Genomic DNA, 14,374 nt, shown 5'->3' on the forward strand with positions numbered 1-14,374 from the left:
GACACAGGGCACCCGGCGTCGTCGAAAGGCGCTACTGCTGGTCCGAGGAGAAGCGCACCGCGCCCGGCGGGATCCGCGCGTCGCACCAGACCCGTACTCCTTCTCGGAGTTCGTTGTCCGCGCCGACCACCGCGCCGTCACCGATGACCGCGCCCGTGACGATCGAGCGCTCGCCGATGCGGGAGCCGGCGCCGATCAGGGAGTCCGTGATGACCGCCCCGGGCTCCACGACGGCGCCGGAGAGCACCGTGCTGCCGGAGATCCGGGCGCCCTCTCCGACGAACGCGCCCTCGCCCACGACCGTGCCGCCCGTCAGCTTCGCGTCCGACGCGACCGAGGCCGTCGGCAGGATCAGGCGGTCGCCGCAGCGGCCGGGCACGGCCGGGGACGGCGCCCGCCCGAGGACCAGGTCCGCCGAGCCGCGCACGAAGGCCCCCGGGGTGCCCAGGTCCAGCCAGTAGGTGGAGTCGACCATGCCCTGCAGATGGGCTCCCGCCGCCAGCAGGTCCGGGAACGTCTCGCGTTCCACCGACACCGGGCGGCCCACGGGAATCGTGTCGATCACCGAGCGGCGGAAGACGTACGCGCCGGCGTTGATCTGGTCGGTGACGATCTCCTCGGGTGTCTGCGGCTTCTCGAGGAACGCCGTCACCCGGCCCGTCTCGTCGGTGGGGACCAGGCCGAACGCCCGCGGGTCCGTCACCTTCGTCAGGTGCAGCGACACGTCCGCGCCCGTCGACTGGTGGGTGTGGACCAGGGCGCTGATGTCGAGGCCCGTGAGGATGTCCCCGTTGAAGACCAGTACCGGGTCTTCGGGACCGGAGTGGAGGCGGCTTGCCACGTTGCGGATGGCGCCGCCCGTGCCGAGGGGCTCCTCCTCCGTGACGTACTCGAGGCGGAGGCCGAGGGACGAGCCGTCACCGAAGTACGGCTCGAAGACCTCTGCCAGATAGGAGGTGGCGAGCACGATGTGCTCCACGCCCGCCGCCTTCGCCCGCGCCAGCTGGTGTGTGAGGAACGGGACCCCGGCCGCCGGAACCATCGGCTTGGGGGTGTTCACCGTGAGCGGGCGAAGTCGGGTGCCTCTACCGCCGACCAGGAGGATCGCTTCTGTCACCTGTCGTCTCTGCTTCCTGCCGGGACCGGCCAAACTGTCAATCGGCCGACCAGTGTATGCAGACCGTGTTGCGAGGACCGCAAGGGGCGTTATGAGGACCGTGAGAGACGTCCCTCTCAGGCACCTTCGTCGTGCGGCGGCCTCCGTCCTCAGCGGCCCTGCAGGCGGGCCGCGGTGGAGCGGATCGTGGAGAGTTTGCCGTAGAGCTGCGCTCCAGGACAGTCCGTGGCATACCCGTCGCGATGGCCGGAGAGCACGTTCAGTCGCGCCTTCTGCCCCTTTGGGTACAGATTGCCACCCCCGGACACCAGGTAGGTCGTGCCGCGCGGATCCATGCCGTACAGACCGAGTTTCCACGCGGCCAGTGCGCCCACGCCGTCCAGCGTCTGGGTCGGCGGCTTGGTGTTGCCGGAGTAGGTGCCGATGACGGCGACGCCCATGCTGTCGCTGTTGAACCCGAGGGTGTGGGCGCCCAGCACGGGCTTGTCGATGCCTCCGGCGCGGCCCTCGTAGATGGTTCCGCACTTGTCGACCAGGAAGTTGTAGCCGATGTCCCGCCAGCCGTTACTCACCACGTGGTAGCGATAGATACTGCGGATGACGGAAGGGGCCTGCGCGCAGGTGTAGTTGTTGCCCGACGCCGTGTGGTGCACGAACGCCACCTTCACGCTGTCCGTGTAGACGAAGCCCGCCTCGCGCAGGGTCTCGTCGGCGCCCCAGCCGCTGCGGGTGACGATTTTCGGGCGAGGGGCGGTGTGGGTCGCCTCCTTCGCGGGGCCGGCGGTGTCCGCGGGGTTCGCGGGGTTCGCGGGGTTCGCGGTCTCCTTTGCCGGGTTTGTAGTCTCCTGTGCCGGATTCGCGGTCCCGTTCGTCGAGTTCGGGGTCTCCTTGGCGGGGCTCGGGGTCTCCTCGGTGGGATTCGGGGCCTCCTTGGCGGGATTCGCCGTCCCCTGCGCAGGGTCGGCGGTCTCCTCCGCCGCGTCCGAGGGTTCCTTCGCCGTCCCCTGCGGTCTCTGCGTTTCCTTCACCCCTTGCGGCTCCTTCCCCTCGCGCGAGGGCGACGGGACCGTGCTCTCGTTCAGGGACGCGCGACCGGCGTCCCGGCCGAACGCGTTCGAGCCCGCGCCGGCCACGGTGTCGGGTGCGCCCCCGTTCGACGGTTCCGGCACGGCGGCGTGGGCGGTGGGGCCGGGGGCGCCCGCCTTCGCATCCACGCCGGGGTCGACCAGTTCGACACGGAGTCCGTTGGGGAGGGCCGGTGATCGTGTCGTTCCGGCGTCGTCCCCCTCGGTGCTCACCCGTACCGCCACTCCGTCCGAGTCGCCGACCCACAGCGGCGCGGTCGCCCCGTGCGCCCTGCTGGACCGGCCCTCCGCGGTGCCGGGGTCGGGGCCGTGGCCGCGGTGGTGCGTTTCGAGTTCCTGCCACTCGGACCACTGGTGCGTCCCGCTCGCGCGGGTACGGACCTCGACGTGACCGTGGATTTCGGTGCCCGGGTCGTCCCAGACGACGCCGACGAGCGAGAAGGAGCGCACCGCCTGCGGGGTCAGGCCCGCTTCGACCACCGCCCCGGCGGCACGGGTGAAGGGCACGAGGGGGAAGGACTGGGTACTGCCGGGGACGGCCGCCGAAGCCGACGGACCCCGCACACCCGTTCCGGCCACCGCGGCCGGGATCGTGAGCGGAAGGGTCAGTACCGCCGCGCAGGTGGCGCCGATCGAAGAAGCAAGATATCCACGCATGCACACGATCTTGAACATAGTCAGACATATATGTCCATTTGGAATCTGACGACCCGTCGACCACACTCGGCCGAACCGGTGGCGCCCCACACCCCGCCACCGACGCGCGCACGTCCGCCCCCGCGTACTCTTGCGCCGTGAACGCCACCGATCGCACCCCCGCCGACCTGCTGCGATCCGCGCTCGCCGCGGACCCCGCGCGCCCCCTGGTGACCTTCTACGACGACGCCACGGGCGAACGCGTCGAACTCTCCGTGGCCACCTTCGCCAATTGGGTGGCCAAGACCGCCAATCTCCTTCAGGGCGACCTCGCCGCCGAGCCCGGCGACCGGGTCGCGCTGCTGCTGCCCGCGCACTGGCAGACGGCGGTGTGGCTGCTCGCCTGCTCGTCCGTGGGCGTCCTCGCGGACGTCGGCGGCGATCCGGCCGCCGCCGACCTCGTGGTCAGCGGACCCGACACGCTGGACGCGGCGCTCGCCTGTTCCGGAGAGCGCGTGGCCCTCGCGCTGCGCCCCCTCGGCGGCCGCTTCCCGCAGACCCCGGACGGCTTCCTCGACTACGCCGTCGAAGTGCCGAGCCAGGGCGACCGCTTCCAGCCGTACGCCCCCGTCGACCCGGACGAGCCGGCGCTGATCGTCGCCGGGGCCGAGTGCACGGCGGCGGAGGTCGTGGAGCGGGCCCGGGCGGACGCGCTGCCCCTCGGGCTGACGGGGCCGGGGGCGCGGTTGCTGTCGGGGTTGCCGTATGACACGTGGGCGGGGCTGAGCGCCGGGTTGTACGCGCCCTTGGCCGCGGGGGGCTCGGTCGTCCTGTGCCGGCATCTCGAGCGGCTGGGAGAGGAAGGGCTGGCCAAGCGGATCGAGAGCGAAAAGGTGACGGCGACGGCTGTCAGCTGATCAGCGGCGCGCGGCTCCCGCCCCTTGTCCGACCGCTCGTCCTTATGCGGCTGATCACGCCACGCCGCGGAGCCGCACGATCGTCCCGGCACCGCGCCCCTATAGAGGCGCGGTCGGCGTCCATCCGGACCAGTAGCGGACGCCCCGCAACCCGGCCCCGGGCCATGGTCGTAACAGCAGCTCACGCTCATACGACGCAAGGCGGTGGACCCGGCAGTGAGAGCACGTCATCGGCGGTGGCGCTGGGTGCGGTGGTGTGCGGTCGGGCTGGCCGCGCTCCTGCTGGGTGCCGCCGGGGCCGGGTGGGTCGCGTACGAGAAGCTGGACTCGAACATCACCGCGGACGAGGCCGCCGCCGCCGAGCTCGCCCGGTACGAGAAGGAGCGGCCCGCTGCGCTCGTGCGCGGCGCGCGGAACATCCTGCTCATCGGGTCCGACTCGCGTGCGGGCGCCGGCAACGGCCGGTACGGGCGGGATTCCGGGACGGAGCGGTCCGACACCACGATCCTGCTGCACCTCGCGGCCGACCGGCGCAGCGCCACCGCCGTCTCCCTGCCCCGTGACCTCATGGTGAACGTGCCGAGCTGCGGCCGGCCGGACGGCAGCCGCAGCGAGGCACAGTTCACCATGTTCAACCACGCCTTCGCGACCGGGGGTTCGGCCTGCACGGTCCGTACCGTCGAGAAGCTGACGAACATCCGCATCGACCACCACTTGGTCGTCGACTTCAACGGCTTCAAGAAGATGATCGACGCGCTCGGCGGCGTCCGGGTGTGTCTGAGGCAGCCGATCGACGACACGGCCGCCAGGCTCAGACTGCCCGCGGGCAAGGTGACGCTCGACGGCGAGCAGGCGCTCGGCTACGTGCGGGCCCGCAAGAGCCTCGGCGACGGCAGCGACACCGAGCGGATGGAGCGCCAGCAGCGTTTCCTCGGCGCGCTGGTGACCAAGGTGCGCAGCAACGGCGTCCTGCTCAACCCGGTGAAGCTGTATCCCGTGCTGGACGCGGCCACCAAGGCCCTCACCACGGACCCGGGTCTGGCGAGTCTGCGCGGACTCTACGCACTCGTGCACGGGCTGGGGAACCTCTCCGCCCAACATGTGCGGTTCCTGACGGCCCCGCGCACCCCATACCCGGGCGACATCAATCGTGACCAACTCGTGCAGCCGGCGGCGGACAGACTCTTCGGGCGCCTGCGCGCGGACCAGCCGGTCGAGGTCAGCAAGGAAGTTCCGGGTAATTCAGTCGCAAAAACGAGCAATACACCGCCCGGCTCCGGGCCCGGCTCCCAGAAGAAGACACCCCCTGGACCGGCGCCCACTTTCACCGGCAACACCGCCGCCCAAGACGCCTGCGGGTAAAGCGCACCCCATGGCGGGGAACGCGTGAGCTAAGAAGTGTCTGAGAAATAGGGCGGATTGCCCGGTTGTAGGGAAGTGGAATTTGTCACCGCCGTCGCTCGAGGCTGAACTGGGCGGATAGTGTGAGCGATCCGGTGCCACGCCCCGAGGTCCGTCCCGGGCACACGCACTGGCTGAAGAGACCCGAGCGCCTCGAGGGGGAAGGCGCCGCGTGGCCCCGACGGAGGATTCGGACAACCGTGGACGCGCAAGGCCGTGGGCGGGCGGACAACATCGACCCCGCAGACCAGTGGGTGCTCAACCCGAACACCGGCGAATACGAACTGCGACTGGCCGCTCCCGGAGCGCAGTCGTCCGTGCCGAGACCGCGCAGGGGAACCCCCGCCGGCAGCGCGCAGGGGGGCACCCGCACGGCACCCGGCCGCGGGGAACCGGCCCCGGACGTCCTCCCCGGCCAGCGCCGCCGCCGTGGCGCGCCCCGGAGCCGCCGGGGCGCCGCCGGGGCCGTACCAAGCCCAAGAAGGGCAAAGCGAAGAAGATACTGTTGTGGACCGGCGGCAGCATGGCGTTCGTGCTCGTCGCGGTCACGGCGGCCGGTTACTTCTACCTGCAGCACCTCGAGGGCAACGTCTCGACGACGGACGTGGGTGACGCCGCGAAGAACGGCTTCAGCAAGGACGAGGCCTTCAACATCCTGATCATCGGTACCGACAAGCGCACCGGCAAGGGCAACGAGGGCTACGGCGACACGGGCAGCGTCGGCCATGCCGACACCAACATCCTGCTGCACGTCTCCAAGGACCGGACGAACGCGACCGCGCTGAGCATCCCCCGCGACCTGATCGTCAACGTCCCGGACTGCCCGACCAAGCAGCCCGACGGCACCACCAAGGTCATCCCCGGCACGCAGAACGTCCGCTTCAACACGAGCCTCGGGCAGGACGGCCGCGACCCGGGCTGCACCATGCGCACGGTGAAGGAGATCACCGGGGGCATAGAGCCCGACCACTTCATGATGCTCGACTTCAACGCGGTGAAGACGCTGACGACGGCGGTGGGCGGCGTCGACGTGTGTCTCAAGCACGCGGTCGACGACCCGAAGTCGCACCTCAAGCTGCCCGCCGGCCCGTCCAAGATCGAGGGCGAGCAGGCCCTCGCGTTCGTGCGCACGCGGCACGCCTGGGGCAACCAGGGCGACCTGGACCGGATCAAGGTGCAGCAGCAGTTCATGGGGTCGTTGATGCGCAAGATGGCCTCGAGCGACACGCTGACCGACCCGACGAAGCTGCTCGACCTCGCCGAGGCCGCCACCAAGGCGCTGACCGTCGACACGGGCCTGCACAAGGTGAGCACGCTCAAGGACGTGGCCCTGGAGCTCAAGAAGGTGCCGACGAAGAACATCACCTTCCTGACCGTGCCGGTGCTCGACAATCCGGCGGACGGCCCGGTGCACAAGACGGTCATCGTCGACCCGAACTCGGCTCCCGAGGTCTTCGACGCGATCAAGAACGACGTGTCCTTCACCACGGTGAAGAAGAAGGAGAAGGCGGCGAAGACCGCCGCGAACGACCCCCTCAAGGGCTCCCGCTCCGCCGCCGCCGACATCCGCGTCGACATCTACAACGGCGGTGCCCCCGCCGGCAGCGCACAGGCGACTCTGAGCTGGCTGCAGAACAACGAGGGCGTGACCAAGTCCAGCCAGCTCGGCAACGCGGGCAAGACACTCAGCAAGACGACGCTCGAATACTCTCCCGACCAGGCCGACCAGGCGCGGAAGCTGGCGGACATCATGGGATTGCCCGCTTCGGCGTTGAAGCCGGGCAAGAGCGAGAAGAACGACCAAGGGCTGCCCGCGATCGTGCTGACCCTCGGACAGGACTTCCAGGGCCCGGGCACGCCGCTCACCGCTCCGACCAAGGCACCGGACGTCCCCAACAAGTCCACAGCGGACAAGGTTCAGTGCGCCAGTTGAGCGCACAGCGCCACCTTATGGGCCGGTCGTGCGTCTAACAGGACGCCTGACAGGCCCGTCAGGTGCCGCAAGGGTGGGGAGGATGGGTAGTTGACGCAGTACGGTCTGCGCGGGGAAGCATCTGCGGTCGAAGAGGCCATGTCCCTCTCACCTCAGGGACGACACACGACGGACGACCATGGCTCGGGCGGGGGGCCACGGCCCGGCAAGGGCGGACGCGGCGGCGGCAGCAGACGCCGCAGAAGGCGTGCGCTGCGGTGGTCGGCGACGGTTCTGTCGGTCGTGATACTCGGCACGGCCGGCGCCGGATACCTCTACTACCAGCACCTGAACGGCAACATCCGTAAGGGCGAGCGCAGCAGTGGCGACTCCAAGGCACAGAAGAGCCAGCCGAACGCCGCCGGCCAGACGCCGATGAACATCCTGCTGATCGGCTCCGACAGCCGTAACTCCGACGCGAACGTGGCGCTGGGCGGCAGCAGGGACAACCGTGGCAACCCGCCACTGGCCGACGTCGAGATGCTGATCCACCTGTCCGCCGACCGCAAGAGCGCGGCCGTGGTGAGCATCCCCCGCGACACCCGGGTCGAGATCCCCAAGTGCAAGGATCCCGCGACCGGCCACGAGTACCCGCCGACCAACGCCATCATCAACGAGTCGCTGGCCCGCGGCGGCCCCGGCTGCACGCTGGCCACCTGGCAGAACCTGACCAAGGTCTACATCGACCACTGGATGATGATCGACTTCGCGGGCGTGGTGAGGATGGCGGACGCCATCGGCGGCGTCGACGTCTGCGTGAACCAGAACGTCTGGGACCGCCCGCTGCCCAAGGCGCCCGGCGGTTCCGGCCTGAAGATGACGACCGGCACGCACAACATCAAGGGCGTACAGGCCCTGCAGTGGCTGCGCACCCGGCACGCCTGGGGCAGTGACCTGCTGCGGGCCAGGGCTCAGCACATGTACCTGAACTCGATGATCCGCACGCTGAAGAGCCAGAACGTCTTCACCGACACCGGTCGGCTGATGAACCTGGCCGAGGCGGCCACGAAGTCCCTGCAGGTCTCCGAGGAGATCGGCTCGGTCAAGAAGCTCTACGACCTGGCCATGCAGCTCAAGACGGTCCCGACGAACCGCATCACCATGACGACGATGCCCAACGTCACCGACCCGCAGAACGACGACCACGTGGTCCCCGACGGTGCCAACGCGGACAAGATCTGGGAGATGATCCGCGACGACGTGCCGTTCGACGACAAGGGCACGACGCCGGCGCCGAAGAAGACGACGAGCACGAGCCAGGCGGCGAAGGCTCCCTCGGCCACGGTCGCGGCCGACCGGTTGGGCGTGGTGGTGCAGAACGCCACCAGGACGTCCACACAGGCCCCGGTGCCCCGCCGGGCGCGCGACATCAGCCAGGTGCTCGTGGAGAAGGGCTTCAGCAGGGCGGTGTTCGACTCCACCGCGGGACTGTCCGAGGACCAGACGGTGGTGCGCTACCCGAGCGCGGACCTGGAGGGCGATGCCCGGAGCGTCGCCAAGGCATTGGGCATTCCCATGAGTGCCGTGAAGAAGTCGACCGACGTGTCGGGCGTCACCGTAACCGTCGGCTCCGACTGGCGTACCGGCTCCAGCTACCCGAAGCAGTCCACACCGAAGCCCGGGGACATCCCCAGCAACTCCGACGCCATCAACGGCTCGGACACCGGCCAGTGCATGGACGTGTACGCGCCCTACCGTTGGTGAACGTCCGGAGCCGGTCCGAGGGGCCGGCTCCGGTGACGCGTCGAGGGGCTCACCGTGCTTCACGGTGAGCCCCTCGTCCGTTGCCCCTCAGCCGCCTCCGGCGGCGCGCCGCCGGATCAGTAGGCGGCGGTACGGGTGATGACCGTCCCGAGTGCCGTGTCGACGGCCCCCTGGGCGAACGACGTCATGCCCTTGTCGTAGACCATCGGCGTGTAGCACTGCGACTGACCCTGGTAGATGGTGCAGCTGTAGGTGCGGCCGTCGTTGTTGCGGATGACCTCCGCGTTCGCGCAGGCATAGCCCGCGGAGGCGTTGCCGCACGCTCCCTGGGTGTAGTTCAGGGTCAGTCTCGCCCAGGCGGTGTGGCAGGCCAGGCTGTATCTGAGCTCGATCGTGCCGAACGTGGCGTTGCTGTTCTTGACGGTCGCGGACTCCACCGTGGTGGCGCCGGAGGAGCAACCGGTGGACGACGGGTCGGAGCCGTCGTACGTGTAGGCCTGGGCGCCCCCCGTGGCCGCGATCATCGCAAGGCCGAGTCCCCCGGCCACCACACCGGCCCGCGCAAGAGCCCTCTTTGTCGTGCGCATGTCTTCCCCCTCTTGGGCATGCCTGAGAAGCCGACAGGCAAGTCGCCCGCCAGCCCAAACGAAGACGATCAAAAGCGTGCACATTCGATCACCACCGCAAATGCCGGTCAACCATCTTTGTACAAAGGCAACTTGACGCCGTGACAGGTGTGGATTTCCGGTCAACTTGCGATCATTTACAGACATGGTCGCGTCAGGCCGATCGGTGCTCCGCGGATGGATGGTGTGATCCACCCGGCCATTCACCCCCAGTCGGCCCAGGAGCGGAGCCCGTTCGGTCGACCGGCATCGTCATCAAGGTCCCTGGGCAGTCGACACCACCCTCCGAGTGACACCTACAGAACAAGGGGAGAAACCTTGCTTGGCACGCTGCGTACGCGCATCACGTCTGCTGCCGGAGCCGTCGCCCTGCTCACCGCCGGTCTGGTGGGCCTGTCAGCCGGACAGGCCGACGCCATGTCCCGGGTGAACTACTGTGGCAGCGCCTACAGTTACGTCAGATCATGGGCCATCACCGATGGCTGGTCCCCCTGGCCCACCGTCGGCTACATCGATGTCTATTACAACAGCTCGAACGGCTACAACTGCGTCATCACCCGGGCGAACGACAGCGAAGTGAGCGGCGCGAACCACATCGTGGCCGGCATACGCAAGAGCGGTACCAGTACCTGGAACCTCGACGGGACGAATTCCAACTACACCTCGTACGCCGGGCCGGTCTACGCCTACGCACCTGGCAGTTGCATCGACATCTACGGCGATCTCAGGTACACCAGCGGCGGCACCGGCTCCCACGGCGGTACCGCCGTGTACACCGGAGTCGCATGCGGCTGAGCCGTACACGCGGGATCGGCGCCCCGTCCACACCGTGCTTCGACGACCGGGGCGTCGGCCGGCCCGGTCGCCGGCAGGGCCACGGCCCGTAGGGGCGGTGCGGCCGACGGGGCCGTGTGACGCACGACAAGAGGGGCCTGCCGCCTCGGCGGCAGGCCCCTTCAACCGCCCTCGCGACGGGGACGGATCAGTAGGCGGCGGTCCGGGTGTTGGCGCTGCCCGCCGCGGAGTCGATGGCCGCCTGGGCGAACGACGTCATGCCCTTGTCGTAGACCATCGGCGTGTAGCACTGCGACTGACCCTGGTAGATGGTGCAGCTGTAGGTGCGGCCGTCGTTGTTGCGGATGACATAGGCGTGGGCGCAGTCGTAGCCCGCGGAGGCGTTGCCGCACGCTCCCTGGGTGTAGTTCAGGGTCAGTCTCGCCCAGGCGGTGTGGCAGGCCAGGCTGTATCTGAGCTCGATCGTGCCGAACGTGGCGTTGCTGTTCTTGACGGTCGCGGACTCCACCGTGGTGGCGCCGGAGGAGCAACCGGTGGACGACGGGTCGGAGCCGTCGTACGTGTAGGCCTGGGCGCCCCCCGTGGCCGCGATCATCGCAAGGCCGAGTCCCCCGGCCACCACACCCGCACGAGCGAAGTTCCTCATCTTGGAACGCACTTGGTCCCCTCCTGGGCATGCGTGCTGAGCCTGGGGCTGGTGGCCGCAGGCGATGTGAGAGTGGAAAGCGCGTCAATCCGATCATGAGCACGACACCCCGTCAACTGCCTTTTCTCTTACCGGACTTGGCGGGTACGGGTGCCGAGCCAGAGGCAGGAACGGCGCTCGCCTCACAGGGCAGACGGCGTCAAGCTCCCTACTCGGTAAGACCTTTCACTTATTGATCTCTTATGCAAGCATCCAGCCCATGAACATCACTAAAAAGATCGGAACAGTTCTTACCTCCCTCGCCGCGCTCATCGGCATCGGCGTCGTCGTAGCCCCCAGCGCCTCCGCCTCCACGCCGTCCTCGTGCTCGAGCGTCTCCCAGGTGGGGACCACGCGCGTTCTCACCGTGGGCGGCATCCAGGCCGCGTCCGTCAAGCAGTACTACGGCTGCGGCTACAACTACGCCTACATCTACGTCTGGCAGCAGTACCGCGACACGCACTCTTCCTGGGACCTCTATGTGAAGATCGTCAACGAGGCGGACTCCGGCACCGACTACGGCCAGGCCACCCTGAACAACACCACGCGTTCCGAGCTGTGGGGTCCCGCGGCCAACACGGCCGCGTACTGCACGCACGCCACCGGCTACCTGAACTCGACCGGGGGATCGACCAGCTCCGTGTGCTGACCCCCATCCCGTGCATCAGCCCCGGAGAACGCTGGGTTTCCGGGGCTGATGTGTGTCTGCCGGCGGCTCCGGGCAGTCGGTCCGGTCAGGCCTGGCCGACCACTGCCGGCCGCCGGGACGCGATGACCTTCCTCGCCAGGGACCTGGGGCTCGTCAGGAAGCCCCAGCCCCACGACATGTGCATCGTGGCGAGGGCGACGGGGATCTGCAGACGGGCCTTCAGCGGCAGGCCCCTGCCCGCCGGGATCGAGCCCAGGGCGATCGCCGCGAGATAGCCGCCGGGGATCACGAAGCCCCACGGGGTGATCGCGGCGCCCGCCACGATGCCCGCAGCGATCCCGCACACGGCGGCCGGCGGGGCGAGGTAGCGCAGGTTGATGGAGCCCTCGTGGTAGCGGGCGACGACATGGCGCCAGCGGCCGTAGTCCTTGTACTGCTTGGCGAGCGCGCGTACCGAGGGCCTAGGCCGGTACGACACCCTCAGCTCCGGTGAGAACCAGATCAGGCCGCCGGCCTCGCGGATGCGGAAGTTCAGCTCCCAGTCCTGGGCCCTGATGAACTCCTCGTTGTAGCCGCCCTGCTGCTCGAGGGCCTCCCGGCGGAAGACGCCGAGGTAGACCGTCTCCGCGGGGCCGGCCTCGCCGCCGGTGTGGAAGGCGGCGTTCCCGACCCCGATCCTCGAGGTCATGGCGGCGGCGACCGCGTGCTCCCAGTCGTTCTCGCCCTCGGCGTGCATGATGCCGCCGACGTTCTGCGCGCCGGTCTCCTCCAGGAGGCGTACGGCGGTCGCGATGTAGTTCGGCGAGAGCATGCCGTGGCCGTCGACGCGGACCACGATCGGGTGCCGGGAAGCCTTGATCGCGGCGTTGAGCGCGGCGGGTGTGCGGCCGGTCGGGTTCGGGACCGTGTGCACGCGAGGGTCCTCCCGGACCAGCTCGGCCGCGATCTCGTCCGTGCGGTCCGTGGACGGGCCGAGCGCGATCACGACTTCCATCTCGCCGCCGTACTCCTGCGCGAGGATCGCTCGGACGGCTCCGCGCAGATGCCGCTCCTCGTTGAGCACGGGCATGATCACGGACACGGCAGGCAGCTGCAGGTCGGGCTTGGCGTTCATAGGAGCCTCACGTTACCGCGAACGGGGGACACCGGTGCGCGCCGCCCGGGCGCCGCCGAGGGCCGAAGATCACGGGGGCCTACGGTGCTCGCGGACCCATGCCCAGCCCCGCGGAGGTCTCCCCCGTGCCCACGCCCACCCGCTCGCCCGCGCGCCGCGAGCCGGTCCGCCGCTCCCCCGCCAGGCGGCCGCCCGTCCGGCCGCGGAAGCGCGGCTGGCCCGTGCGGATGACCACAACCCTCTCGGTCGTGGTCCTGGTCGCGGCGGGCATCGGGCACGCGGTGATCACCAGCCTCGACGGCGGGATCTCCCGCATCGACCCTTTCAGGGACATGAAGGACCGTCCCGCGGCGGGGAACGGCATGAACGTCCTCCTGGTCGGCACCGACGGGCGCGACAGGATCACGGAGAAGGAGCGGCGGGCGTTCCACCTGGGCGGGGAGCCCTGCCACTGCACCGACACGATCATGATCGTGCACATCTCGGCGGACCGGGAGCGGGCGACCGTGGTCAGCCTGCCCCGTGACTCCTACGCGGAGGTGCCGGAGCACACCGACGAGGCGACGGGGCAACGGCGCGCCACCCATCCGGTCCGGCTGAACGCGGCGTACGCGGAGGGCGGGCCGAACCTGACCGTGCGGACGGTCGAGGACATGACCCATCTGAAGATCGACCACTACCTGGAGGTCGACTTCATCAGCTTCATGAAGACCGTGGACGCCCTAGGCGGGGTACGGGTGTGCACCGCACAGCCGCTGAAGGACACGTACACCGGGCTCGATCTCGCCGCGGGCACCCACGTGCTGAGCGGCGGGCAGGCCCTGCAGTACGTGCGGTCCCGGCATGTGGACGGGGCGTCCGACCTGGGGCGGATGCAGCGGCAGCAGAGGTTCCTGGCCGCGCTGATCGACCGGGCGACGTCGTCGGGTGTGCTGCTGAACCCGGTGAAGCTCCGGGACGTGGCCCAGGCGGCGCTCGGGGCGGTGCGGGCGGATCAGGGGTTCGGGACGGACCAGTTGCTGGACCTGGGGCGGGCGATGCGGAACTTCTCGCCGCGGTCGTCGGAGTTCACGACCGTGCCGATCGGGCGGATGGAGTACGAGGTCAAGGGGCTGGGGTCGACGGTGAAGTGGGACGACGCGAAGGCGAAGACGTTGTTCGACTCACTGCGGGAGGACCGGCCGCTCGCTCCTCGCGAGGCGCAGCCGAAGGGGCAGGCGAAACCGGAGGCTTCTGCCCGGGGACCCGCGACGGCGGAGGTGGAGGTGCCTCCGCAGCAGATCCAGGTGCGGGTGGAGAACGGCACGCTGACGGAGGGGCTCGGCAGGCGGGCGGACGACGGGCTTGCGGCCGCCGGGTTCCGGACGACGCGGCAGCCGGCGAACGCGGCGGAGCGCGGAGTGCGGCGCACGGTCGTGATCTACGACCCCCGCTGGGACCGCTCGGCGAAGGTCCTGGAGGCGGCGTTGCCGGGGAGCGAGCTGCGTGCGGTGCCGGGGCAGGGGGCGACCCTGCGGGTGATCGTGGGAGCGGACTTCAAGGAGGTGCGGCCCGTGCGGGTGCGGACGCCGGAACCGCAGGCTTCGCCGACGCCGCAGCAGGCGGTGGTGACCGGGGACCAGGTGGTGTGCCCGGCGTAGGGGACGCCGGGCCCACCGAAACGGAACCACCGT

At 69.6% G+C, this 14,374-nt stretch carries 11 protein-coding genes and 1 pseudogene; 7 read left to right on the top strand and 5 right to left on the bottom strand.

Going from position 1 to position 14,374, the window contains the following annotated elements:
• Window positions 1-31: 31 nt before the first annotated feature.
• Together N8I84_RS16680 and N8I84_RS16685 are read right to left on the bottom strand one after the other, a co-directional pair.
• Window positions 32-1,117, bottom strand: coding sequence for a mannose-1-phosphate guanylyltransferase (locus N8I84_RS16680; protein ID WP_263230269.1), 1,086 nt, complete (start codon window positions 1,115-1,117; stop codon window positions 32-34).
• A 149-nt stretch (window positions 1,118-1,266) separates the two neighbouring features.
• Window positions 1,267-2,859, bottom strand: coding sequence for a peptidoglycan recognition protein family protein (locus N8I84_RS16685; protein WP_263230270.1), 1,593 nt, complete (start codon window positions 2,857-2,859; stop codon window positions 1,267-1,269).
• A 137-nt stretch (window positions 2,860-2,996) separates the two neighbouring features.
• Between N8I84_RS16685 and N8I84_RS16690 the strand changes: the two genes are divergently transcribed.
• From N8I84_RS16690 to N8I84_RS16705, 4 genes and pseudogenes are all read left to right on the top strand, one after another.
• The gene (locus N8I84_RS16690) at window positions 2,997-3,755 is read left to right on the top strand and encodes a TIGR03089 family protein (protein ID WP_263230271.1); all 759 of its coding nucleotides are present in this window, start codon (window positions 2,997-2,999) and stop codon (window positions 3,753-3,755) included.
• A 216-nt stretch (window positions 3,756-3,971) separates the two neighbouring features.
• Window positions 3,972-5,117: an LCP family protein gene (locus tag N8I84_RS16695; protein WP_313884265.1), complete on the top strand. Its 1,146-nt coding sequence runs from the start codon at window positions 3,972-3,974 to the stop codon at window positions 5,115-5,117.
• 239 nt (window positions 5,118-5,356) lie between these two features.
• Window positions 5,357-7,089, top strand: a pseudogene (locus N8I84_RS16700) (LCP family protein).
• Between the two features lie 138 nt (window positions 7,090-7,227).
• The gene (locus tag N8I84_RS16705; RefSeq protein WP_263234784.1) at window positions 7,228-8,832 is read left to right on the top strand and encodes an LCP family protein; all 1,605 of its coding nucleotides are present in this window, start codon (window positions 7,228-7,230) and stop codon (window positions 8,830-8,832) included.
• A gap of 116 nt (window positions 8,833-8,948) precedes the next feature.
• Here the strand turns inward: N8I84_RS16705 and N8I84_RS16710 are convergent, their stop codons facing one another.
• Window positions 8,949-9,419 carry a YjfA family protein gene (locus tag N8I84_RS16710; RefSeq protein ID WP_263230273.1) on the bottom strand — a complete coding sequence of 157 codons (471 nt, stop codon included), beginning with the start codon at window positions 9,417-9,419 and terminating at the stop codon, window positions 8,949-8,951.
• A gap of 357 nt (window positions 9,420-9,776) precedes the next feature.
• On the opposite strand from N8I84_RS16710, the gene N8I84_RS16715 reads away from it, so the two are divergent.
• Window positions 9,777-10,253 (top strand): hypothetical protein, encoded by a 477-nt coding sequence (locus N8I84_RS16715; protein ID WP_263230274.1) that lies wholly within the window; start codon window positions 9,777-9,779, stop codon window positions 10,251-10,253.
• A gap of 187 nt (window positions 10,254-10,440) precedes the next feature.
• On the opposite strand, the gene N8I84_RS16720 is transcribed toward N8I84_RS16715, so the two are convergent.
• On the bottom strand, window positions 10,441-10,911 hold the full coding sequence (locus N8I84_RS16720) for a YjfA family protein (RefSeq protein WP_263230275.1): 471 nt from the start codon (window positions 10,909-10,911) through the stop codon (window positions 10,441-10,443).
• 247 nt (window positions 10,912-11,158) lie between these two features.
• On the opposite strand from N8I84_RS16720, the gene N8I84_RS16725 reads away from it, so the two are divergent.
• Window positions 11,159-11,587, top strand: a complete 429-nt coding sequence (locus N8I84_RS16725) for a hypothetical protein (RefSeq protein ID WP_263230276.1) — start codon at window positions 11,159-11,161, stop codon at window positions 11,585-11,587.
• Window positions 11,588-11,672: 85 nt separating this feature from the next.
• Here N8I84_RS16725 and N8I84_RS16730 read toward each other — a convergent pair whose 3' ends face one another.
• Window positions 11,673-12,701: a glycosyltransferase family 2 protein gene (locus N8I84_RS16730; protein ID WP_263230277.1), complete on the bottom strand. Its 1,029-nt coding sequence runs from the start codon at window positions 12,699-12,701 to the stop codon at window positions 11,673-11,675.
• 98 nt (window positions 12,702-12,799) lie between these two features.
• Between N8I84_RS16730 and N8I84_RS16735 the strand changes: the two genes are divergently transcribed.
• Complete coding sequence (locus N8I84_RS16735; RefSeq protein WP_263230278.1) at window positions 12,800-14,341, top strand: LCP family protein; 1,542 nt, start codon at window positions 12,800-12,802, stop codon at window positions 14,339-14,341.
• Window positions 14,342-14,374: the final 33 nt, after the last annotated feature.

This window comes from Streptomyces cynarae (genome assembly GCF_025642135.1).
Taxonomy (GTDB): domain Bacteria; phylum Actinomycetota; class Actinomycetes; order Streptomycetales; family Streptomycetaceae; genus Streptomyces; species Streptomyces cynarae.